Source organism: Halorientalis regularis (genome assembly GCF_023698535.1).
Lineage (GTDB): Archaea > Halobacteriota > Halobacteria > Halobacteriales > Haloarculaceae > Halorientalis > Halorientalis regularis.
The window spans coordinates 1-22,363 of the sequence record NZ_JALJCL010000013.1 but is presented as its reverse complement, the minus strand read 5'-3'; the positions used below and the strand labels follow the sequence as shown (position 1 = coordinate 22,363).

Below are 22,363 nucleotides of genomic sequence, written 5' to 3'. Positions count from 1 at the left end.
CGGTCCGTCCGGCGGCGTCGAAAGACGCCAGCCGCCTCGTCCCGTCGGCGAGACCGACTCCGGCCGGGATGCCGGCCGGCTGGAGCCGGTTTCGAGGGTTACTCCTCGGTCGTGATATCCGCCGACAGCCCCTGTGCCATCTCGATGTCCGTCGAGTTGTTGAGCGTCCACGCCGTCCGTTCGGTGACGGCCTCGATCACCTCACGGGCGCTCGGCGCGCCTTTGCCCGATTTCTTGACGCCGCCGAAGGGCAACTGCACCTCCGCGCCGATGCAGGGCAGGTTGGCGTAGGCCAGCCCCACCTCGCCGTGGTCGCGGTAGTAGTTGAGTTGCCGGTAGTTTTCCGAGACGATGGCTCCCGCCAGCCCGTAGGGCACGTCGTTGTGAATCTCGACGGCACGCTCGATGTCCCCGCTGTAGGGGAGCAGGGCGACGTGGGGGCCGAACACCTCCTCTTTGAGACAGCGCATCTCGGGGTCGTACTCGGTCTCGTAGACGAACGGGCCGACCCAGTAGCCGTCGTCACTGCCGTCGGGGATTTCTCCGTCGGCCAGCTCGGAGCGGTCGACCAGCACGTCGACACCCTCCTCACGAGCCAGTCGGTTGTACTCGTGGGACTTCTCGACCTGACTCTCGTCGACGACGGGGCCCATGAACGTCGACTCGTCGAGGGGGTCGCCGACCGCCACGTCCTCGGCGAGGTCGACGAACCGCCGCTTGAACTCGTCGTAGACGGCATCGTGGACGATCAGGCGCTCGGCCGAGACACAGCGCTGGCCGGTGGTCTTGAACGCCGACATCACCGCCGAGTGGACGGCTACGTCGATGTCCGCCTCCTCTGTGATCACGATGGCGTTTTTGCCGCCCATCTCCAGGGCCACCTCCCGGCCGGGTTCGCCCCCGAGTTTGTCCGCGATGGAGTGACCGACCTCGGCCGAGCCGGTGAACAGGACGGTGTCGACGCGGTCGTCCTCGACGATGGCGTTGCCGGCCTCGCCGAAGCCCTGGACCATGTTGAACACGCCATCGGGGACGCCGGCGTCGTCGAGCATCTCGGCGATCACCTGTCCGCACCACGGCGTCTGTTCGGCGGGCTTCCAGACGACGGTGTTGCCCTCCACGAGGGCGACGGCCATGTGCCAGAACGGGATGGCCACGGGGAAGTTCCACGGCGTGATACAGCCGACGACGCCGCGCGGACTGCGCCGCATGTAGGAGTCCTTGCTGGCGATCTCGCTGGGTACCACGTCACCGTGGGGATGGCGAGCGTTGCCCGCGGCCCACTCGACCATATGCCAGGCCTCGGTCACGTCTGCTTTCCCCTCGCTGATCTCCTTCCCGCACTCGCGGGTGACGACCTCGCCCAGTTCCGCGTGGCGATCCCTGAGTTCGTGGAACACCTCCCAGAGGTGTTCCGCGCGGTCGACGTACGAGAGGTCACGCCAGGCCGGAAATGCCTCGGTGGCTGCGGTCACTGCGCGCTCGACCTCGGCCGGTGTCCCGCGGTAGAACTCGCCCAACGACTCGCCGGTCGCCGGATCGACGCTCTCGAACCGCTCGCCGCCGCTCTCGATCCACTCGCCGTCGACGTAGTGGCCTGCCGGACCCTGGATTTGCTGGCTCATGAGCTCCGGCAAAAATTGCATCGGCGAGGATAAAAATCCATCCCCGCTTGGCGGTTCGGTGGTCGGGGGTCAGGTCTGAGGAACCCACCGTCTTCGGTCGTCGTAGTCTCGTTTTCGGGCATCGCGAGGGTTCTCGTCTCCGTCTCCTCGCCCGGCGACATGGGTTCCTCGGTGGTCGTCCCCTCACCCGGCATCGTCGGTGTCGCCGTATCTCCTTCGGGCGTACCGCCAGGCCCGCCACCGTCCGGCGTACCGCCCGTTTCGCCGTCGGGACTGGTTTCGTTACCGCTATCTTCCGGGCCGGCACAGCCCGCCAGCGCGGCGGCGGCCGTCCCAGCGAGCAGTCGTCGGCGTGTGCGTCGAGTCATCGGCACGCGGCGGTTCCGAATCCAGCGTGATAGCTATCCACCGCCTACCCGGGGAGTAGGCCGGCCGTTAGGGGTGACACGGTCGAGGGCCCGTCAGGTCGCCTCCCGCTCGATCTCGCCTTTGACCGCGGCCGCGTCGAAGCTGTGGTCCGGACGGATGTTGACGAAATCGAGAAACGCCCGGGCGTTGAGCAGGTCTGCGGGCGAGTACGCGGTCAGTGCCGCCGCGACGGCCGCTCTGGCACCGATCTCGGGTGCCAGCGCTCCCAGCGCACAGGCCACGTCGTAGGCTCGTGCGTCGTCGAGGCCGTCCCCGCGGACGTTCGTCGCGTCGATGAAGTAGAGGTCACCGTCGGCCACGAGGACGTTCTCGGCCCGCAGGTCGCCGTGGACCAGCCCGTCGGCGTGCATCGTCGAGAGCGCCGCGAACAGGTCCGGGGCGTGCCCCTCGACGGTCGCCGCGTCCAGCTGGTCGAGCGTCCGGAACTCGGGGAGGTACTCCAGGACGAGGACGCCGAAGCCGTCGACCTCGAAAGCCTCCAGGGGCTCGGGGACGTTGACCCCGAGTTCCCGCATCCGCTGGGTCGCGGCGAGTTCGTGTTCGGCCATCTCGACCGGCGAGTCGTAGTGGCCGAAAAAGCCCGCCGTGCCGCTGGAGAACGCCCCGAGGTTTCGACCCGCCGTCAGGAGCGCGTGGACGAGTGAGTGGCGGTCAGTAATGATCTTCACGAACACTTCGTCGTCGATCACCAGCGGGGTCGACAGCCAGTTGTCCGCCTCCAGAAAGGTCACGCGGTTGGCCGACAGGTCGTACCGCTGGGCGACCGCCGCGACGATCGGTTCGACCGCCGCTGCCGAGAGCTGGCCCCTGAGCAGTCGACGGATCGCCATCGGTTCAAGCGAGACGGGCCACGGACAAAGCCTTTCGGCCCTGCAACCGGGTCGACGGCCGAGAGTTTTTGTCGGCGCCGTGCTATGGAGCGCCATGGACTTCGATCTCCCCGACGAACACCGGATGATCCGGGAGACGGTGCGTGAGTTCTGTGCCGAAGAGATCGACCCCATCGCACAGGACATCGAGGACGACCACCGGTTCCCCGCGGAGATTTTCGACGAACTGGCCGACCTGGACGTGATGGGCGTCCCCGTCGCCGAGGAGTACGGCGGCCTCGGCGGCGACTACCTCATGTACGCGCTGGTCGCCGAGGAACTCGGCCGCGTCTCGGGCAGTGTCGGCCTCTCCTTCGTCGCCCACACGTCGCTGGGCGCGAAACCCATCGAGGCCTTCGGGAGCGACGAGCAAAAAGAGGAGTGGCTCCGCCCGCTCGCCGAGGGCGACGGGATGGGCGCGTGGGCCCTGACCGAACCCAGTTCGGGGAGCGACGCCTCGAATATGCAGACGACCGCCGAGCGGGACGGCGACGGCTACGTCCTGAACGGGACCAAGCAGTTCATCACCAACGCCAGCGTGGCCGAGTCCATCCTCGTGAAGGCCGTCACCGATCCCGAGGCCGGATACGACGGCATCTCCACGTTCATCGTCGACCCGGAGGCCGACGACGGGTTCTCGGTCTCGACCGTCTGGGACAAGATGGGGCTGAACGCCTCGCCGACCTGTGAGATCCAGTTCGAGGACTGCTGGGTCCCCGAGGAGCGCCTGCTCGGCGGCGAAGGCGAGGGCTGGACCCAGACGATGAAGACGCTCGACGGGGGCCGCATCTCCATCGCGGCGCTCTCGGTCGGCCTCGCCCAGGGGGCGTTCGACGCCGCACGCGAGTACGCACGCGAGCGCGAACAGTTCGGGCAATCCATCTCGAAGTTCGACGCCATCCGGGACAAACTCGTGTCGATGGACCGCAAGATCGAACGCGCTCGCCTGCTGACCCACAAGGCCGCGACGACCTACGACGACGGCGGTGACGCCACCCGCCTCTCGTCGCTGGCCAAACTCGACGCCAGCGAGATTTCCCGAGAAGTCGCCGAGGACGCCGTGCAGGTACTCGGTGGGTACGGGTACACCGAGGACTTCTCCCCTCAGCGGTTCTACTGCGACGCCAAACTCATGGAGATCGGCGAGGGGACCAGCGAGATTCAACACGCGATTCTGGGCGACGAACTCGGACTGTAGGGTGTCACTCCAGCGCAGCTCGGCAGTGCGAGGGGGGCCGGCCGTGTGGCAACGGTGCAGGTCTCGGCGTAACTATAAGTAAGACCACTCCTGGATTAGATACGTGAGTGAGTCTGATACAAACCCGGACGAGACGATAGAGGAAACGACCAGTTGGCCGGAACTCGCGATCGGTCTCTACGATCGACTGACCGGTCGGGGTGCCGAGATCGTCTACGAGTTCGAGGACATGGAGGTAGCCGTCCCCAGCAAGGTGGGCGAGGACGCGGATCACGCTCACTGGCAGGTGGACGGCACGGTTCGTATCACCACCCAAGAGCGTGACTGAGCGTGGCAACGAGCAGTGATCTGGCCGCCACGGTCGCGCGGGTCGCGCGTGCTGGCGACCGACTCGACATCACTGCGAACCTCTCCGTGACGGTCGACGGGGTCGACCTCGCGATCAGCACCGTCGACGACCGCATCCGCGTGCAGGTCCCGTCCGTCTGGGCCGGCATCCGCCTCGGCCGCACGGAGCGCGGCCAACTCGGGCGACTTGCCCGAATCCTCGACGGAGCAGGTGAAACGGCCGAGATCCGGGTCGGGGATGCGGTGCTCGCAGTCGTCGGCGCGGACGCCACGCCGGGGCGTCTCGGCTGGGCGCTGTCGCTCGGACCGGTCGAAACGCGACCCCGGGCTGTGGTGCCGGCCCTGTTGCGACTCCGGTGAACGGCACGGACGGGTCGCGACGCGGTCGCACGCTCGAACGATAGTGCCAAGTTCTCCGCGAACCGCCAGTCGAGCATGGGCACGCCGCGTTCCTCGCGCGAGGACCAGACACAGGAGGTCATCGACCGACTCCACGACGAGTATCCCGACACGACCATCTCGCTGAACTTCTCGAACCGACTGGAACTGCTGATCGCCGTCATCCTCTCGGCCCAGTGTACCGACGAGCGGGTCAACGGGGAGACCGAACACCTCTTCGAGAAGTACGAGTCGGCCGCGGACTACGCCGCGGCCGACCAGGAGGAACTCGCCGAGGACCTGAACTCGATCACCTACTACAACAACAAGGCCGGTTACATCAGGAACGCCTGTCGGACCATCGTCGAGGACCACGACGGCGAGGTCCCGGACACGATGGCCGAGTTGACCGACCTCCAGGGCGTCGGCCGGAAGACGGCCAACGTCGTCCTCCAGCACGGCCACGAGGTCGTCGAAGGGATCGTCGTCGACACGCACGTCCAGCGGCTGACCCGCCGCCTGGGCATCACCGAGGCGGAACGCCCGGAAGCCATCGAGCAGGACCTCATGCCAGTCGTGCCCGAGTCGGAGTGGCAGGACTTCACCCACCTGCTGATCAGCCACGGTCGGGCGACCTGTACGGCACGGAACCCCGACTGTGCGGACTGTGTTCTCGAAGACATCTGTCCGTCCTCGAAAGTGGACGGCGACGTGGACCTGGCCAGTGGCGAGGCCTGGTAAGGCATTCGTTACTCGCGGTATCGCGGCTGATCGTCGACCGATCCGACCGGCCGGTGGTTCACAGGTTCTGCACGGCTTCCCGCGGACGCGACGCGCCGGCACTCGTGGCGACGACCAGCCTGTCACCCCTGGCCGGAGTCTCCGGCCACTCACTTCTAGAGGTACTTGATCGCGTACCGCGAGACGCCGACGAGGTAGGCGAGAATCCAGAAGAACGTGTAGCCGAACACGCCGATCCGGATGCGCCGTCGCCAGAACTGCATCCGGTCGGACCCAATCTCGTCGAGCAACACGTCCTCGTCGTAGTCGTGATAGAGGTCGTGTGCCCACTTCGCCCTGAAGACACGCACGATACCGGTAAAGCCGAACACGAGCATCGCGTAGGCCTGCAGGCCGAGAAACGCGTGTATCGCGGCGGCCCCGGCCATCTGATCGAACAGCCGCGGGACCATCCACAGGAGCATCGGGACCGTGGTCAGTGTGAGTCCGGTCCCGATGAACTTGAGATGGTGGGTCAATACCCCCCACGTCACGTCCTCGGCGTCGATCATGATCCAGGCCCCGTAGAGGAAACAGGGGAAGCTCAGCGAGACCGCCACGAGGACGAGCGTCGCGATCGTCGCGTCCGACAGGGCGACCATAGCCAGGCCTAGGGACAGGGGCCGCTAAAACGTGCCGAAACCGGGGGAACGCGGGTCGGAAAGCGTATACGGCTTCCCCCCGTATCGCCGCCAAATGGCCGATCCAGAGTCGACGTCCGCCGGCGACGAGGACGGTCCAGACGACGCCGAGACGGGTGCGCCAGCGAGCGAGAGCCCGGACGAAGCGGAGGCGGTGTCGACCGACGAGTTGCGCGAACAGGTCGAGGCCCAGTACGACTTCGACGACTTCGGCCCGGAGCAGATGGCCGAGATGAGCGCCGACGAGTGGGAGGCCGCGTTCGACCCCGACACGTGGATTACCGGCCAGGAGTTGCTCGACCGGGTCGAGGCGGACCTCAAGAATCGGGTGGTCGTCCGCGACGTATTCGCACGCGTCGAGCGCCTGAAGGACGGCCGAGTGGTCGCTTACTCCGACGAAGGGTACGCCGCCGTCTACCCGGACGGCAGCGTCGAGGGGTTCGGCACCGTCCTGCGCGACGTAAAACCCGTCGTCGCCCTCTGTTCGATGGACGAGTACGACGTGCCCGACATGCCGGAGGGCGAGGTCCTCCCCCAGCCGACGGAGGTGCCCGAGGGGAGCGGCGAACTCGGGAACCTGATGCTCCAGTTGGTCGGCGGGATGCAGGTGCTGGCCGGGATCGGCCTGCTCGGGGCCTGGATCGTGTTCGGTCTGAACGTCGTCGCTATCGTCGCCGGGTTCGGCTTCCTGGTGATCGGCGTCGCCCTGTTTTTCACCGTGGCGAACGCCCGGCTCTCCGACCGGTTCCGGGCCGAGGAGTACCGCAACCGGTTGCGCGCCATCGGGATCGAGGACGGCGAGCGACCGGACTTCCTCCCCGTCGAGGACGGAGAGTGGCGCGACGAGGCCGGGGGGGCGAGCGGCGAGTCCACGGCGGAGATCGGGGGCGCCACAGCGGCCGACGAGCGCGACGAGGAGGCCCGCGGTTCCGGACCGGTTTCCTGAGTGTCAACCCCGGTCTCGGGGCCGTATTCGGTGGGTTTATACAAACCCAGTCCTGAGTCTGATGTGTACATGAACAGGCGGGACTTTATCCGGACAGCCGGCGGGGCTGCCGGCGCAACCGCCGCCGTGTCTGCGAGTACAGGCACAGCCGCCGCGTCCTCCGAAGGCGGCGGTGGTGGCGGCGCAACCAAGCCGGACTTCGGTGGCTGGCTCGACGGCGCGAACGGCTACAGCGGGTCCGTCGCCGACAAGACAGGTAACAAAGAGGTGACGGTCAAGGTCGGTGCCGGCAGCCAGGGCTACGCATTCAACCCGGCGGCCGTCCACGTCGACAAGGGAACGACCGTCAAGTTCGAGTGGACCGGTAACGGCGGCGCTCACAACGTCGTCTCCGCGGACGGCGGCCCGCTCGATTCCGGAGCGGCCGTCGGTGGCTCCGGTGTCCAGTACGAACACACCTTCGAGAAGAGCGGTATCTTCAATTACAAGTGTGGCCCCCACGCGGGGCTCGGGATGAAAGGATCGGTGGTCGTCGGATCGGACTACCCGACGGTGAAAGCCGGCGGTGGCGGCGAGAAGAGCCTCCACGAGATGGGCGTGCCCTTCCAGGCCCACTACGTCGGTCTGGCGACCATCCTGATGGTGCTCGTGTCGCTGGTGTTCACCTTCTTCCTGCTGAAGTACGGTGAATCGCCACACACCAAAGGAGGGAACGACTAACGATGTCATCGGACGGTAGCAGTTACGGCGACATCCACAGGTACGAACCGCCCAGAGAGAGTACGGCCGCCGCGCTGGCCATCGTGTTGCTGACGGTCGTCGAGATCATCTTCGTCGGCCTGTTCACCTACGGCCTGATCGGCGGCTGGGGACTGTCCGAGGTCGGGAACATGTTCCTCGGCGGCATCCTCGCGGTGATCTTCATCGACCTGGCCTTCATTCTCATGCTGTACCGCAAGGAGTTCCTCCCCGACGTGATGATCGTCAAGAAGCGTCGGCGCAAGTGGGAGGACCTCTACATCCGTGAGGATCAGGTCGACGGCGAGTCGTTCACAGAAGAGAGCCCCTGGGAAGGGGTCAAACGGGCGCTGTATCCCTACTACAAGAGATAATTTATGCCACTTGACGAAGACAAATATCCGAGCGAGACGGGTCGACGGCGCTTCGTGAAAGGCGTCGTCGGCAGTGCTGCGTTGTCCAGCGTCGGTGTCGGCGGTGCGGTCGCCCTGGACACGGCGACCTCACCGACCGGTGTCGGTGGTGGGATCACGCAGTTCGTCGGCATCGAGAACACGGACGGTCCGGCACCCCGCGGGATGCCGCTGATCCCGCTGACCATCGACTCCGAGGGTGCGCTGAAGGGTCGCTGGCCCGAAGTGAAGACCGAGACCGTGCAGGGTCGGGAAGTCACCACCGCGGAGACGACGATCAACGGGACGACGTACTCGTCGGCCTGGTACCAGTACTGCGGCATCCAGACTGCGCAGGGACTGACTCCCGACGCCGATCAGGACAACTTCTTCCGGGCCGTTCCCGGTGCGTCGCTGGCCTGGCAGTCCGAATCGAAGGAAGCCGGCGAGAAGTTCTTCGTGTCCGACTTCGACGACTACGAGAGCTGGGGCAACGGCATCGGACAGAGCGGTCTGGGCAAACCCGCCAAGGGGCAGTGGCGCTCCGAGGGTGACGTGCAGACCATCCCGGTGCAGGTGCTTCGCAGCCCGGAAGTCTCGAAGGTCGCCAAGGGCAAAGGTCGCTACAGCGACATCCCGGCGGACGTCCGAGACTTTTTCGACGCGGCGACCGAACAGGATTTCATGGCCTGGCTGAACAAATGCACCCACTTCTGCTGTGTTCCGGGGTTCAAGACCTACGAGGGCAGCGCGAAGTTCGGCGCGGAGGACCGGGTGTACTGTCAGTGCCACCAGTCGGTGTACAACCCGTTCAGTCCGGTCAGCAAGTCATTCGTGGCGCTTCCACGGCCGGGTGAATAACAATGAGTCTCGAGAAAAAAGACGAACACGATCACAGAGGCTGGATGGAGGAGCGTGACCTCACGGTGCTGGAGGAGCGCTACCTCACCCTGTTGATGTGGCTCGACAAGCGGCTCCGGTTGGTCGACTACCTGGAACTGCTGGAAGACCTCTACTACAAGGTCAACATGCAGATGCCCAAGAGCCACACCGAGCAGTACGGGCTCGACAACAAGTTCTGGTACTGGTACCCGCTGTACGCGCTCGGGTCGTTTTCGACCATCGCGTATCTGGTCGCAGCGATATCCGGGGCCTTGCTCGGGTTCTACTACGCGCCGGCCGCGGCCAGTTCGTCGGGCGACCCGACGGTCGCGTTCGAGTCCCTGCGATACATTATGCAGGACCTGAACTTCGGGTACATGCTTCGGTCGATCCACCGCTGGAGCGCCCAGGTGATGACCGCAGCAGTGTTCCTGCACATGCTCCGTGTCTACTTCACGGGCGCGTACAAGGAGCCTCGCGAACTCAACTGGATCATCGGCATCGTGCTGATCTCGATGACGATGGTGTTCGGGTACAGCGGCTACCTGCTCCCGTGGAACCAGCTGAGCTACTGGGCGGGTCAGATCGGCGTCGAGATGGCGCTGTCGATCCCGCTGGCGGGTGAGTGGACGGCACAACTCCTGTTCGGCGGCTTCACGCTAACGCAGGCCACGTTGCAACGGATGTACATCCTGCACGTGTTCTTCCTGCCGTTCCTCGTGACCGGGCTGATCGCGGTCCACATCGGCATCGTCTGGATGCAGGGCATCGCGGAACCACACTAATACAATGAGCGACAACGACACTCCCGAAACGGAGACGGACGGAGGTACGGGCATCGTCCCGCCGGACGACGAGACCCCCACCTGGAGCGAGCGCAAGGAGCGCACGCAGGGGCTCTCCCGGCTGACCTACGAGTACTTCGAGCGAGCGCGCCGCGAGGACCAGGACCTGCGCCAGGAGTCCAGTTACGTCGAGCGTGACGTGCTGGGCTTCCCGGCCTGGCCCCACGAGATGATCCGAAATCTCGCGCTGACGAGTTTCTTCGTCGGCATGATCGTGTTCCTCTCGGCGACGCTGCCCCCGGAGATGATGCCGCCGGCGAACTCCTCGAGTACGCCCGCGGTCATCCTGCCGGACTGGTATCTCTACTGGTCCTTTGGCCTCCTGAAACTCGGGCCGCTCAATCCCGACCTGGCGTTGCTGGGCGGGAAGTCCCTGATGGCCGACCGGACCTACGGCGTCCTGGCGAACCTGGTCGTCGTCGGTGCGATCACCATCGTCCCGTTCCTGAACAAGGGCGCAGCCCGGCGGCCGGTCGAACAGCCCTTCTGGGCGTCGGTCGGCGTCTTCGGTGTGATCTTCGCGTTCACTGTCGCCGTGCTGTCGGTCAAGAACCTAGTGCCGATGGACTCACACCTCCTGTTCGACCTGACCTTCCTGCTCCCGTTCGTGGGCGGGTTCATCGCCTACGCGATCCTCAAGTCGATGCGCGAGGGGTACATGTTCACCCTCAACCGTCGCTACTACCGGCTGCGGCCGCCGAAGTAACCGCCCGTCCCGCCGCCCCCGACTGCCTATTCGCATTTTTCCCATGATATCAGACGACGATCCCGATCCGTCCGAGGCGTCACCAGACGTAGAACCCGCCGACACACCCGACAGTGGGCCGTCGGGGGAAACGGCGGAGGAAAGCACGGACGGTGACGGGAGTAGCGACCGCGACATCGAAGTTCCGATGCGAGTCTACAAGGCGATCACGGTGTTCACGACGCTGTTTGCCATCGCAACGGTCGTCGGCGGGTTCGTGGTACTCGACTCGGCGACCAACCGGGCGACCGCGTCGCTCTCGGCGATCCAGCCAGTCGCGGCGCTTTTCGGCATCGGTCTCATTCTGGCCGGAGCGGCCGCGTACGCGTTCTCGACGCGGTTCCGCGCGGCGGGAATGGGAAAGTCTAAAGACGACACCGCCGAAGGTACAGATAATGGCTGACGAATTCGCCAAGGGTCTCGGGATCCTGACGACCGCGGGACTGGCCTGGATGGTGCTAGCAGGCTGGTACACCACGGCAAGCTTCGCGGAGGGACAGTTGCTCGCGCCACCGCCGTCGGACCCGGGCGTCTACGCCAGCATCGGGTTGTTCCTGAAGGACGCGCTGTTCTGGTTCGCGGTCCTGGGCGCGCTGACGTTCTGGGTCGTCGTCCCGCTGGTCGAGCAGGCCCGCGAGGCCTGGGCCGAGCGCAGTAGCTGATCGTACTCAGACCGACAGTTCTTGGCTGCCCGTCTCACTGGCCGTGAGACGGTGCGGCCTCCACTCGCTTCTCACTACCGTCCGTCACGTAGAGGTATGTCGGCACCCTGCTGAGGGGGGCCTCGCGGCGAACGCCTGTCGACGGTTCGCTCTCCGGTGACGCGTCCGGGGCTGACCGCCGAGGCGTGTGCCCCACAGACGTGATCGAGCTCCGATCACGCCGTCCGGGGCCTCGGAGAAAGCACGGACCGGCGACGCGAGCAGGTCGCCGCCCCACCCGGTCACGACGACGGCGGTGTGTCGAGGGAGGGGTGTGAAGCACGGTCCAGGCGTGGGAATGCGGCGGAGTGGCACCACCGCGACAGCACTTCCGCATCGAAACCCGACCCACAGTGGACGGGTGACCGGTGACCGAAAAAAGAGCGAGCCGCGTTCAGATGACTTTCCCGACGAGGCCTTCGAAGAGGAAAAAGAGGCTGAGGTACGTGATGTATGCGAGTGCGAGCAGGGACGCGCCGATGGCTCCCTTGGGTCGTTCGATGTCGATCCCGCGTCGGGCTTCGACCTTGCGGGCCTCGAACTCGAAGAAGTCGGCGATAAAGACGCCGGCAACGAGGACGGAGACGACGACGCCGGAGTGGGCGTGGAGCGTCGTGTAGTAGAAGGCCGCGAGGATGAACAGGACGTTGCTCGCGGCGTGGATCGGGTTCCGCGTGACCGCCTCTGCGCCGCCCTCCTCGGCCTGCGTGACGTGTTGCCGGTAGGTGAACGCCCGGGTTCCGATGTTGATCACGGCGAGCGCCAACAGGACGTACTCCATCTGGCCACCCAGGATGGCATCCAGCGGGCCGAACAGCGTTACCGAAGGTTGCATATCAGAATCTCCGTCCGTGACGCTTTAGTGTTTTTCCAATCCGTCCGCGCGGACGGCTCAGCGCGGGTCCGTGTACGGGTGACTGCTCTCGGGTAGCGAGAGGACAGAGAGCGTGTCGACGACCGAGAGCGAGACCGGCACACCGGGGTCGATTTCGTCGACGCGGCGGTCGTCGGCCAGCAACTCGACGGGCACTTCGTCGCGCTCGACGCGCAGCGAGACGGTATCGATGTCGAGGATCCAGTGATCGTCGTCGGTCGCGAACGGCGCAATGGGCGCGACGGCCGCGACGCCGGTGTCGTGGGCGACCACGGGCGCGTCGACCCGGCGAGCGTACCCGTGGGAACCGGCGGGGGTCGCGACCACCACGCCGTCGGCCCGGAACTGCGCGACGGTGGTTCCGTCGGTCGCAACCGCGTACTCGGAGATGCGCGCTGGTTCGGCGGTGAGAAGCGTCACGTCAGCGAGCGCGCGGGCCCGGCGGGCGTCACCGACGTGGACGCCGAGGACGGGATAGGAATCGACCTGGCCGGCGCCGGCGACGAGGGTGTCCATCGCGCCCTCGACGCGTGACCGTGGGACCGACCGGACGCCACAGCCCACTTCGACGGGGAGTACCGGAGTTTCGGGTAGCTCCGACCGTGCGGCGAGGGCAAACAGCGCGTCCTCGCCGGCGGTGACGAGAGCGTCGGGTTCGGTCGCGAGTACGGTGTCGGGGTCGCCGATCTCGGGTGTCCCGCCGGCGGCCGTGACGGCATCGGAGACTCGGTCGGCCGACCGCTCCCCGACGACGCCGACGGTCGCCCGTTCGGCTGGGTCGCTCATCGGTGATCCGTGGGGCCCCGCCATGCAAAAGCGTGCGGTCTCGCCAGTAAGGGCGACGGTGACGAGGCCCGGGGGAGGGTGCGTTTCTGAACACTTTTGGGGAGCGGGCGTGACCCTTCGGTTATGCGAGACGTGCTCAGGGAGTGGCGACCGGTGGTCGACGAGGCCATCGAGGAGTTGCTCCCGCGAGTCGTCGACGAGGCGTATCTCGCGGAATTTTTCGGTCCGGCGAGCCACGCGTACGACCCGGACGCGATCCAGGCCGCGCTGGCCGACCCGATCTGGGAGTTACTGGACAGAGGGGGCAAGCGGTGGCGGGCCGTCGTGTTCTTGCTGCTGGTCGAGGCATTCGGCGAGGAACCCGAGGAGTACCTGCCCTACGCCTGCATCCCCGAGATCCTCCACAACGGGACGATCATCGTCGACGACGTGGAAGACGGGGCATCGATGCGGCGGGGCGAGGAGGCGATCCACCACGTGTTCGGGACCGACATCGCACTGAACGCCGGCAACGCGATGTACTTCCTCCCGCTGAAGATCATCACCCACGACCCGGGCGATCTCGACGCCGAAACCCGGCTGGCGGCCTACGAGATGCTGATGCACGAACTCAACCGCACGCATCTCGGACAGGGGATGGACATCACCTGGCACAACGAGCGGGAGATCGACATCACGGAGGCGCAGTATCTGGAGATGTCGGCCTGCAAGACCGGTTGTCTCGGTCGGATCGTGGCCCGGCTGGCGGCCGTCGTCACCGGCCAGTCCGACGCGGTCGAGGAAGCCGTCGCCAAATACGCCCAGCAGATGTCCATCGCCTTCCAGATCGGCGACGACATCCTCGACGTGGAACACTCGCTGGACCGGGCCGGCGACTTCGGCAAGGCCTTCGGCAACGACATCCGGGAGGGCAAAAAGACGCTCATGGCCATCCACGCCGTCGAGAACGCGATGCCCGAGGACACCGCTCGCCTCGAGGAGATCCTGTGGGCCGACGACAACACCGACCAGGAGATCGAGTGGGTCCTCGACCTCTACCAGTCGACCGGAGCCGTCGAGTACGCCCGGGAACGGGCCCAGTCGCTCTCGGAACGAGCGCGGGGGCATCTCGACGGACTAGACCTCGCCCCGGAACCGAAAGGACAGCTCGCGGAGTTCACCCGCTTCGTGATCGAGCGCGACGCCTAGGCGAACACGGAGTAGGTGATCAACAGGCCGAAGTACAGCAACACCAGTGCACCGAGCGCTTTCAGCCTGAACGACCGCAGCCGCTCTCGTTCGCTCTCGTACGCGTCTTCGAAGGCGTCGCGCTCGGAGTCGTCGAGGGCATCGGCGTGGTCGATCCCGCGGTGGAGCACCAGCAGCTCCTCGTCGGCGAACGGTGCGCCACAGTGGGCACAGACCGACGGGTCCGCGTCGGGCGGGAGGTCGTACTCGTCGGGGATCTCCGGTCCGTCCCCGGTGGCAGTGCCTGATCGGTCGGTCGACTGGGTCGTGTCGGTCATAGGAACGGTGGTGTGACACTCGGTTGTGAGACGATCCAGAGACTGGTCATGGTGTAACAGATCATCACCAGGGTGAACGTGTACTGGCTCCGGATGGCCTGGAGTCGACCGGGGAACCGGTCGAAGGCCGCGGCGTGGGCGACCCAGATCGCCAGCAGGTGCCCCAGCAGGACGAAGGTGAGGTTGAGCGCGCCGAACCAGCCCGGGACCACCCCGATGGGAACTTCCCCGGTCGCGGGCCCGGAGAGGGGTGTCGGCGCAACAGCGAGCGCGGCCGGGGCAAGCGAGAGGAAGTATTCGAGGTAGTGGGCCAGGTGATAGCCGGCGGCGATGGCCAGTAGCGGCGGCGCGAACCGCTGGGCCAGGACACGGGTCGAGACGTACGAGTCGGCCAGTCGACGCGCACCGCGGGCCGCCAGCCAGTAGGCCCCGAAGAAGGCCAGGTACCCGGCGACCAGCGCGGCGGGGTACAGGACCGCGGGCGGGACGCCGACGCCGACGATCCAGGTGGCGAACCCGCGCCACAGCGGTGTCGCGACCAGTCCGTCGTAGGTGGTGACCCACACCAGGGCCACCACGAAGGCCACCTCGTCGAGGCCGTCGACGAGTCGGGCGTCCGTGAGCGCGCTTCCGGGCAGCCGGAGCCGGAGGCGACCCGTGTCGTCGTCCCGGGTCAGTGGCGCGACCCGCCCGTAGTACCGGAAGACGCGGGCGACGGGATCGGCGTCGGCGAACCACTGGGTGGGGCCGAAGACGGCCGCGCCAGCGAGCGTCACGGCCCCGTAGCCGAGGACCGTCGTCGCGAGCAGTCGGGGGTCGTCGGCCAGCGGACTGACGACTTCGAGCCAGATCAGCGCGAGCAGGCCGACGGCGCTTGGCCAGGCCCCGAAGCGGTCCGGATAGTCGCGGTCGAGCGTCGGGAGGGCGCTCGTAATCGTTCGGAAGGGGTTGAGGATCGGCCAGGAGTTCCCGACGAGGTAGGTCGTCATGGTGAACCCGGCCCACCAGCCGACCCAGACGAGCAACAGGCCGAGATTGGCCAGTGCGGCGTCTGGACCGAGAAAGCCGACCACGACGACGGCCGCGAGGCCGGCGAGGCCGGCAAGGTGGCCGAGTGCGACGAGGAGGCGGCGTGCGGGAACGACGGCATCGCGGCCCCACCCGTGGAACTCCCGGATGAATAGTCGGTCGGTGACGAACGAAGAGAGCAGGAACGAGGCCCCAATAGCGCCGCCGCCGGTGAGCAGGAACAGCCAGGTCGGAATCCGGATGGACTCCCGGCTACCCGCACCGAGACTGCCGCCGTGGGCCGCGGCGGTCCCGACGAACAGGGTGCCGGCGAGCACCGGAACGAGGAGGCGGCAACAGTGGCGACGGAGTGACGAACCCACCATCTGTCGACGCTTGGGATGGACCGGTGGAGTAGCTTCCGGAATGGGACGGGCAGGTCGCCGTGGGGGTGGCCGGCAACGGGCGGAAGTGGGGTCCAGCGGCGACGACTTGGGCAGGTTTTTACCGGTCGACTCGTAACTCTCGTACACACATGGGCGTCGCAGACGATACTTCGGACGACCACGGTGGCCACGGCGGTCACCACCTGCCCGCGGTCGAGGACTGGCCGCGCGGGTTCGGTGAAGCCAGCTGGTGGCCGTTCATCACGGCCATCGGCGCCAGTGGCTTCTACATCGGCGCAGCGCTGTACGTGCTGGGCCGCGGTGACAGCGCCATCGTCGGCCCGATGGTCGGACCCGGGGCCTTCATCGCGAGCGCGGTGCTGTTCCTCGGTGGCCTGTACGGCTGGCTCTATCACGCCTTCGTGGTCAACTTCTGGGAGCACGGCACGGGAGAGCACGACGACTCGACGCTGCGGCTGGCGATGATACTGTTCCTCGGGACGGAGATCGCCACCTTCGGAGCCGGGTTCGTCTACTACTTCTTCATCCGGGCGGGCACGTGGCCCCCGGGTAACCTCCCGGAACTGTTCGGGACGCTGGTGATCGTGAACACGCTGATCCTGGTGGTCAGCAGTTTCACCCTGCACTTCGCACACACCGGCCTCCTGAAGAACAACCGCAAGCAGTTCCTCGGGCTGCTGGGGACCACCCTGTTGCTCGGGGTCGTCTTCATCGGCGGGCAGGTGTACGAGTACTACGAGTTCATCGTCCACAAGGGCCTGACTTTCCAGGGCGCGGTCTTCGGCAGCGCCTTCTTCGGCCTGACGGGCCTGCACGGACTGCACGTGACGCTTGGCGCGATTTTGCTGTCCATCGTGTTCATCCGCGGCCTGCTGGGCCAGTACTCGGCCGAACGGCACACCTCCGTCAGTACAGTCTCGATGTACTGGCACTTCGTCGACGTGGTGTGGATCTTCCTCGTCGTCGTCCTCTACGTCGGCGCGGAGTTCGGCATTTAAATCGGCCCCGATTCTTCTGAGCGTAGATCCGGCACCAGCGACGCGTCCGCCGCCGCGGCCGCCGTGGCATCTGCCCGACCGCTTGCTCGGCGGTTACGGTCTCGCAGTTCGGTCTCGGCAGCACCGCCGTCGGTCCAGGTAGCGGACCGGGGCATCGTCGGAACGAGCGGTGCGAAATCGGTACTTGCGTCTGTCGTGTCGTGTGGCATGTGTCGTCGGTGTGTGGCGGTCGAACGGCCGTACTCGGGGCGGATCAGGCGGCGCAGCGTACGAGTCTCATGATCGTCTATACACGATACAGTGAGATGGGCGCTATAATACACACCCTTATCACCGTGGAATGAAACGGGAAGAGAAGTGTAACCGGTTTAAACAGCGAGCGGGATTCGATGTGTTGCCAACACTTATCACGAAACGTGCGCAGTTGATGATCAATGGTACAGGTCGGCCGGGGTCCGCTCAGAGTGTGTTACGTCGGCGGTGACGAGGAGGTGGCGGACTGGATCGGAGCGGGGTTCGAGCGCGTCGACTCGGAGGTGGGGTTGGTCGTGGAGGAAACGTTCGAGGACGGAATCGAACGGATCGCCGAGGCACAACAGCGGATCGACCCGCAGATGCGGAGTCCGCTCGCCGACACGGAGGACCCGTTCGACTGCCTCGTCTGCACGGACGACGCGGCGTACGACCCGGTCGCGTTCGTGGAGGCAGTGCGTGCAAATCAGGACGCTCTGCCTATCGTCCTCTTCGCCGCCGACGGCGACGAGGGACTCGCCAGCGATGCCATCTCCGCGGGCGTCGACGACTACGTGACGACCGACGGGGAAGATCCGACCGGGACGCTCGCCGAACACGTCGTCGCGCTCTGTACGGAGTATCGAGACGAGATGGACGAGAAGCGCCGCGGCGCGCAGGCCCAGCGCCTGCTGGAGGCCAACCCGGATATGATCAGCGTGGTCCGCCCGGGCGCGGCGATCACCTACCAGAACGAGACGGTCACGGAAATCCTCGGCCACCCGGTCGAGGACCTGAAAGGCACCGTCCCGTACGACCGGATTCACCCCGACGACTGGCGACGCCTGCGCGAGGATTTCTACGACGGCGTCATCGACACGAAACGCTCACCGAGCGCCGAATTCCGCATCGAAGACGCCGACGGCGACTGGCGCTGGCTCGAAGCTCGCGGGCGGAATCTGCTCGACGATCCGCTGGTCAACGGGTTCGTCGTGACGACGCGGGCCATCGACGAGCGCAAGCGTCGCGAACAGGATCTGGAGGGCTACCAGCGCGTCGTCGAGAACGTCGGGGACCCGGTGTATCTGCTCGATCCCGACGAGCGGCTCACGTGGGTCAATCAGGCCTTCCTCGAACACAGCGGCTACGACCGGGAGTTCGTCGAAGGGACCCACATCTCCCGATTCATGCGTGAAGAAGACCTGGAACGGGGCCGAGAACTGGTCGCCGATCTGCTCGCGGACAGGGACCGCCGCTGGGGTATCCTCGAGTTTGCGACCCAGACAGTCGACGACGAGGTACGGTGTTACGAGGCCAGCATCGCCGTCATCACCGACGACGACGACCAGTTCCAGGGGACGGTCGGCGTCCTCCGCAACGTGACCGAACGGGAGTGACTCACCCGCCGCCCATGCCGGTGATTTCGACGCGCGTCCCGTCGTCGGTGCTGTCCGCGATACGGAGCGACCAGCCGTGGGCCTCGGCGACCCGCCGAGCCAGCGCGAGCCCGAGCCCCGAGGCCTCGTGATCGGTCGTCTCCCCGTATTCGAGCAGGCGGTCGCGGTCGTCCTCGGGAATGCCCGGCCCGTCGTCGGCGATGTAGAAGCCGTCGGCCACGTCGGCGACGGTCACGGTCACGTCCGGCCCGGCGTGTGTCACCGCATTGTCCAGCACCTGTTCGAGGAGCCGGCGGAGCCGGTCGCGGTCCGCCAGGAGCCGCCGGTCGGTGTCGACGTGGATCGACGCCGCGTCGGTTCCGCAGTCACTCCACACGGTCTCGACCAGCGATGCCAGCGCCAGCGATTCGGTCTCGTCGACCGGCTTGCCCTTCCGGGCGAGGATGACGAGGTCGTCGATCAGCGTCTCCATCCGGTTGGTCGAGCGCTCGACCGCTTCGAAGTGTTCTTCCCCGTCGTCCATCTCGCGAGCCAGCTGGAGGCGGCCGGCGATGACGTTCAGCGGGTTCCGAAGGTCGTGTGAGACCGCGCCGATCAGCTCTTCGAGTCGCTCGTTCTGTCGTTCGAGTTCGCGTTCGTACGCGATCCGGTCGGAGATGTCACGGGCGACACCGGCGACGCCGACGGTCGCACCGGCGTCGTCGGTCAGCCGTGCGCTCCGGAACTCGACGGGCACCTCGCCACCGTCGCGGCGCTGCACGGCGGCCTCGACCGTCGCCCGCCCGGTCTCGAAGGCCTCGTCGATGGCGTCGGTGATTCGGTCTCGGTCTCCGGGTGCGAAGAAGGCAGTCGGATCCATCCCGTCGAGGTCGGCGTCGTCGTACCCGGTCACACCGGGAATCGACTCGTTCCAGTAGACGACGGTTCGGTCACGGTCTAACACGAAGAATCCGTCCTGGACGGTGTCGAGCGCGTTCGCGAGGACGGCCCCCTGCCCGCCCAGATCGAGGTCGGCCAGTTCGGGTCGTGCCGAGGGTTCCGACCCCCCGTCGGTGTCGACCCGACTCCCCTGGTCGACGGCCGCGAGGATCTCCGAGGCCAGCGTCGCGTATCGCTCCGTTCCCGACCCCTTCTGCAGGTAGCCGGAGATGGCGGATTCGATGTCGGCGTCGATCCGTGCGCGGTCGCGGCCGGTAAAGAGGATACACGGGAGCTCCGGGTCGATGTCGTGGACGGCCGTCACGAACTCGGCACAGTCCATATCGGGGAGGTGATAGTCGCTGACGAGACAGTGAACGTCACCCGCACGGACGCTGTCGAGTGCCTCGGCGGCGGTCTCCGCGGATGTCACGTCGAGACGGTCGTCCTCACGGCGGAGAAAGGTCGCGGCCAGATCGACGATTTCGGGATCGTCGTCGACGTGCAGCACCCGAACCCGATCGACATCGGCGTCACTCATGACAGCCCCTTCGGCGAGTGTACTGTTAAGGGTTGAGGGCGTTTCGGCGCCCAACGTCGTCGCCCCGCCCCAGTATGGATCGACTACTCCCCGACACACGGTATCCGGAAGGGGACGCCTAACCAGACGCCGCCACCCACGTCCGAGGCCATGGACAACGTCGCCGTCGTCGTCCTCGATACGCTCCAGTACGACGAGTTCGTCGGCGACCCCAAGGTACGACTCCACGACCTCCGTGCCGATCTGGACATCCGGTCCGTCGAAGACGAACCAGTCCCCGAATCCATCCGCCAGCGACTGAAAAACCAGGGGTATGCGTGAGACGATGGTTCGAATCCTACACGTGGCGCTCTCGTCCTCACGAGAGTTCGACCCAAAAGAGCCGGTGGAGGGATTTGGAACCCCCGCGCTCCGTCGGGCGATTTCAGCACCGCATCGCCCGCCCTCGCGTGCCGCAACGCAGGAGCCTATTCCCCGCCACGAAGGACTGGCGTAGCCACCGTCTGTACTCACCGGCGCTCTCCTCGGGGTAGCCGTGATAGAACGATGCCACTGAAACAAACACCACCCGAGGACGCGAAGAATCGCTACCTGAAAGACAAGAAGCACAGCGTCACACGGAAGACTCTCTACAATTACGACACAACCCTGGCACAGTTCTGTGAGTGGTTGGACGACAGGAACATCGCAGACCTCCGGGATCTCGACTCCGATCATCTTCAGCAGTTCAGAGAATCTCGTCTAAGCGATGTCGCCACGATCACTGCCAGGAACGACATGGTGACAGTGCGTGGATTCATCGAGTTCTGCGAAACGATTCAAGCAGTTCCCAGGGGCCTCTCTGAGTTGGTCCGCATCCCGAAAACCGACGAGTCGGACGAAATCTGTGACGACTTGCTGACCCGCGAAGAGTCGAAGAAAATACTCGAACATCTCGGGAAGTTCGAGTACGCCAGCGACCGGCACGTCATTTTCCTCATCCTCTGGAAGACCGGAATGAGACTCAGCGGTCTGCGAGCGCTCGATGTCAGCGACTTCGATGAAGTTCGTCCCGCGCTTGAAATCCGCCACCGGCCTGAGACTGGGACACCACTCAAAAAGAAGGCTAAGGGCGAGCGTGATGTACTCATAGAGAAGGACGACGGGAGAGTGGTTGCGGATTACATCGAGAACGCCCGGCCCGCCGTCGCTGACGGGTACGGCAGAGAACCGTTGATAGCTACCGATCACGGACGCCGAGCGCGGACGACGATTCAACGGATGGTCTATACGGCGACTCGTCCGTGTCATTACGAGAACGCCTGCCCATTCGATGAAGAACCCGAGACGTGCGAGGCGGCAACTTGGAACGGTGCATCTCAGTGTCCAGGGTCAGTGAGTCCGCACGCACTTCGTCGCGGGTACGTCACTGCGGCTCGGAACGCAGGCCAACCGAAGGACGTGACTGGTGAGAGGGTGAATATGAGTGGTCGGGTCTTATCAAAACACTATGACAAAGGAACACACGACGAGAAGGCCGAGAGGAGGAGAAGTCACCTAAGAGATATTTGAAAGGGGTGCGGTGGCTTAGATATGTTCAGCCGATTGAGGTCGGTTGTTTCTACTGCTGTCATCATGACCGCAGTCGTAGTAGTGTTACTACCTCTGTTAGCCGTCATTTCCATTTTTCTATATGTGATGGATTTACCTCGGAAAGTTGGTGAGATTGTTAGTTTCGATAGCGCGATTCGTCTTGTCATATTCCGCATCAGCTCACCTGATGAGATGAGAAGTTTCCGGGATGATGTTCTGCACATTTTAGAAAGTGGAATCAAAGATCCTGGCACTGACAGATGGAGCCTCTTGCATGAGATGGATGATGCAAAAGACGAAATAGAAGAAAAACTACGGAACGGAGAGTTCGCGTTCAGTTTCGTGGGGACCATAACTGCGCTCCTGATGGGGAATGTCTTCGGTATTGTCTTCGGGGCTGTAATAATTACTATCGTTGGATTGATTTTCTCATTCCTTGTATCAGCTCGGATTATAGTAACAGATGTTCTCTGTTATGAGAGGGCTGTGTTGAATCACTAGACGGCGTCGGGATAGGTCGCTAAATCGAAGGAGTTGAAGCGGGAGACTTCAGTTGTCTATGACCCAAATCTCCCGCTTCACTAGCGAAATCGTCCCGATTTCTCAAAG

General features: G+C 65.2%; 27 protein-coding genes. 18 read left to right on the top strand and 9 right to left on the bottom strand.

From position 1 onward, the window contains the following. Positions 1 to 98 precede the first annotated feature (98 nt). From MU521_RS16030 to MU521_RS16020, 3 genes are all read right to left on the bottom strand, one after another. Complete coding sequence (locus MU521_RS16030; RefSeq protein ID WP_092693781.1) at positions 99 to 1,625, bottom strand: aldehyde dehydrogenase family protein; 1,527 nt, start codon at positions 1,623 to 1,625, stop codon at positions 99 to 101. After that, positions 1,622 to 1,993 carry a hypothetical protein gene (locus MU521_RS16025; RefSeq protein ID WP_139171141.1) on the bottom strand — a complete coding sequence of 124 codons (372 nt, stop codon included), beginning with the start codon at positions 1,991 to 1,993 and terminating at the stop codon, positions 1,622 to 1,624. The genes MU521_RS16030 and MU521_RS16025 overlap by 4 nt, the downstream gene beginning before the upstream one ends. A gap of 93 nt (positions 1,994 to 2,086) precedes the next feature. Further along, positions 2,087 to 2,884 (bottom strand): RIO1 family regulatory kinase/ATPase domain-containing protein, encoded by a 798-nt coding sequence (locus MU521_RS16020; RefSeq protein ID WP_092693779.1) that lies wholly within the window; start codon positions 2,882 to 2,884, stop codon positions 2,087 to 2,089. Between the two features lie 94 nt (positions 2,885 to 2,978). On the opposite strand from MU521_RS16020, the gene MU521_RS16015 reads away from it, so the two are divergent. The 4 genes from MU521_RS16015 to nth all read left to right on the top strand — a co-directional run bounded on the left by MU521_RS16015 (position 2,979) and on the right by nth (position 5,588). Further along, positions 2,979 to 4,121 carry an acyl-CoA dehydrogenase family protein gene (locus MU521_RS16015; RefSeq protein WP_092693777.1) on the top strand — a complete coding sequence of 381 codons (1,143 nt, stop codon included), beginning with the start codon at positions 2,979 to 2,981 and terminating at the stop codon, positions 4,119 to 4,121. A gap of 103 nt (positions 4,122 to 4,224) precedes the next feature. Further along, entirely contained in the window at positions 4,225 to 4,449 is a 225-nt protein-coding gene (locus MU521_RS16010; protein WP_092693775.1) for a hypothetical protein, read from the top strand. A gap of 2 nt (positions 4,450 to 4,451) precedes the next feature. Further along, complete coding sequence (locus tag MU521_RS16005; protein WP_092693773.1) at positions 4,452 to 4,829, top strand: hypothetical protein; 378 nt, start codon at positions 4,452 to 4,454, stop codon at positions 4,827 to 4,829. A gap of 75 nt (positions 4,830 to 4,904) precedes the next feature. Then, the gene (nth, locus tag MU521_RS16000; RefSeq protein ID WP_092693771.1) at positions 4,905 to 5,588 is read left to right on the top strand and encodes an endonuclease III; all 684 of its coding nucleotides are present in this window, start codon (positions 4,905 to 4,907) and stop codon (positions 5,586 to 5,588) included. 155 nt (positions 5,589 to 5,743) lie between these two features. On the opposite strand, the gene MU521_RS15995 is transcribed toward nth, so the two are convergent. Beyond that, entirely contained in the window at positions 5,744 to 6,229 is a 486-nt protein-coding gene (locus MU521_RS15995) for a DUF7321 family protein (RefSeq protein ID WP_092693769.1), read from the bottom strand. A gap of 94 nt (positions 6,230 to 6,323) precedes the next feature. On the opposite strand from MU521_RS15995, the gene MU521_RS15990 reads away from it, so the two are divergent. From MU521_RS15990 to MU521_RS15955, 8 genes are all read left to right on the top strand, one after another. Further along, a complete protein-coding gene (locus MU521_RS15990; RefSeq protein ID WP_092693767.1) occupies positions 6,324 to 7,214 on the top strand; it encodes a DUF7319 domain-containing protein in 891 nt (296 codons plus the stop codon). A gap of 69 nt (positions 7,215 to 7,283) precedes the next feature. Continuing rightward, complete coding sequence (locus MU521_RS15985; RefSeq protein ID WP_092693765.1) at positions 7,284 to 7,934, top strand: halocyanin domain-containing protein; 651 nt, start codon at positions 7,284 to 7,286, stop codon at positions 7,932 to 7,934. Positions 7,935 to 7,936: 2 nt separating this feature from the next. Continuing rightward, entirely contained in the window at positions 7,937 to 8,326 is a 390-nt protein-coding gene (locus tag MU521_RS15980) for a DUF7318 family protein (protein ID WP_092693763.1), read from the top strand. Positions 8,327 to 8,329: 3 nt separating this feature from the next. Then, complete coding sequence (locus MU521_RS15975) at positions 8,330 to 9,205, top strand: cytochrome B (protein WP_092693761.1); 876 nt, start codon at positions 8,330 to 8,332, stop codon at positions 9,203 to 9,205. Positions 9,206 to 9,207: 2 nt separating this feature from the next. Then, the gene (locus MU521_RS15970; protein ID WP_092693759.1) at positions 9,208 to 10,011 is read left to right on the top strand and encodes a cytochrome b; all 804 of its coding nucleotides are present in this window, start codon (positions 9,208 to 9,210) and stop codon (positions 10,009 to 10,011) included. A gap of 4 nt (positions 10,012 to 10,015) precedes the next feature. After that, on the top strand, positions 10,016 to 10,777 hold the full coding sequence (locus MU521_RS15965) for a cytochrome b family protein (protein ID WP_092693757.1): 762 nt from the start codon (positions 10,016 to 10,018) through the stop codon (positions 10,775 to 10,777). 43 nt (positions 10,778 to 10,820) lie between these two features. Further along, entirely contained in the window at positions 10,821 to 11,219 is a 399-nt protein-coding gene (locus tag MU521_RS21860) for a DUF7315 family membrane protein (RefSeq protein WP_394327229.1), read from the top strand. Beyond that, entirely contained in the window at positions 11,212 to 11,478 is a 267-nt protein-coding gene (locus tag MU521_RS15955; protein ID WP_092693755.1) for a DUF7314 family protein, read from the top strand. Before MU521_RS21860 ends, MU521_RS15955 begins: the two co-directional genes overlap by 8 nt. A 433-nt stretch (positions 11,479 to 11,911) precedes the next feature. On the opposite strand, the gene MU521_RS15950 is transcribed toward MU521_RS15955, so the two are convergent. Then, on the bottom strand, positions 11,912 to 12,352 hold the full coding sequence (locus MU521_RS15950; RefSeq protein WP_092693753.1) for a DUF7313 family protein: 441 nt from the start codon (positions 12,350 to 12,352) through the stop codon (positions 11,912 to 11,914). A 57-nt stretch (positions 12,353 to 12,409) separates the two neighbouring features. Continuing rightward, positions 12,410 to 13,177, bottom strand: a complete 768-nt coding sequence (locus MU521_RS15945) for an NAD(+)/NADH kinase (RefSeq protein ID WP_092693751.1) — start codon at positions 13,175 to 13,177, stop codon at positions 12,410 to 12,412. 123 nt (positions 13,178 to 13,300) lie between these two features. On the opposite strand from MU521_RS15945, the gene MU521_RS15940 reads away from it, so the two are divergent. Continuing rightward, positions 13,301 to 14,365, top strand: coding sequence for a polyprenyl synthetase family protein (locus tag MU521_RS15940; protein ID WP_092693749.1), 1,065 nt, complete (start codon positions 13,301 to 13,303; stop codon positions 14,363 to 14,365). Here MU521_RS15940 and MU521_RS15935 read toward each other — a convergent pair. Together MU521_RS15935 and MU521_RS15930 are read right to left on the bottom strand one after the other, a co-directional pair. After that, positions 14,362 to 14,682: a DUF7410 domain-containing protein gene (locus MU521_RS15935; protein WP_245681201.1), complete on the bottom strand. Its 321-nt coding sequence runs from the start codon at positions 14,680 to 14,682 to the stop codon at positions 14,362 to 14,364. The two genes, MU521_RS15940 and MU521_RS15935, sit on opposite strands and share 4 nt — an antisense overlap. Further along, complete coding sequence (locus tag MU521_RS15930) at positions 14,679 to 16,076, bottom strand: hypothetical protein (protein WP_245681200.1); 1,398 nt, start codon at positions 16,074 to 16,076, stop codon at positions 14,679 to 14,681. Before MU521_RS15930 ends, MU521_RS15935 begins: the two co-directional genes overlap by 4 nt. 149 nt (positions 16,077 to 16,225) lie before the next feature. Here MU521_RS15930 and MU521_RS15925 point away from each other — a divergent pair, with 149 nt between their 5' ends. Together MU521_RS15925 and MU521_RS15920 are read left to right on the top strand one after the other, a co-directional pair. After that, entirely contained in the window at positions 16,226 to 17,095 is an 870-nt protein-coding gene (locus MU521_RS15925) for a cytochrome c oxidase subunit 3 (RefSeq protein WP_092693745.1), read from the top strand. 434 nt (positions 17,096 to 17,529) lie between these two features. After that, positions 17,530 to 18,723, top strand: a complete 1,194-nt coding sequence (locus tag MU521_RS15920; RefSeq protein WP_092693743.1) for a PAS domain-containing response regulator — start codon at positions 17,530 to 17,532, stop codon at positions 18,721 to 18,723. Between the two features lies 1 nt (position 18,724). Here MU521_RS15920 and MU521_RS15915 read toward each other — a convergent pair whose 3' ends face one another. Continuing rightward, entirely contained in the window at positions 18,725 to 20,182 is a 1,458-nt protein-coding gene (locus MU521_RS15915; protein WP_092693741.1) for a PAS domain S-box protein, read from the bottom strand. A gap of 150 nt (positions 20,183 to 20,332) precedes the next feature. On the opposite strand from MU521_RS15915, the gene MU521_RS15910 reads away from it, so the two are divergent. From MU521_RS15910 to MU521_RS15900, 3 genes are all read left to right on the top strand, one after another. After that, a complete protein-coding gene (locus MU521_RS15910) occupies positions 20,333 to 20,503 on the top strand; it encodes a hypothetical protein (RefSeq protein ID WP_175452898.1) in 171 nt (56 codons plus the stop codon). A gap of 225 nt (positions 20,504 to 20,728) precedes the next feature. Then, a complete protein-coding gene (locus MU521_RS15905; RefSeq protein ID WP_092693739.1) occupies positions 20,729 to 21,733 on the top strand; it encodes a tyrosine-type recombinase/integrase in 1,005 nt (334 codons plus the stop codon). A gap of 63 nt (positions 21,734 to 21,796) precedes the next feature. Then, positions 21,797 to 22,255 carry a hypothetical protein gene (locus MU521_RS15900; RefSeq protein ID WP_217630174.1) on the top strand — a complete coding sequence of 153 codons (459 nt, stop codon included), beginning with the start codon at positions 21,797 to 21,799 and terminating at the stop codon, positions 22,253 to 22,255. Positions 22,256 to 22,363 lie beyond the last annotated feature (108 nt).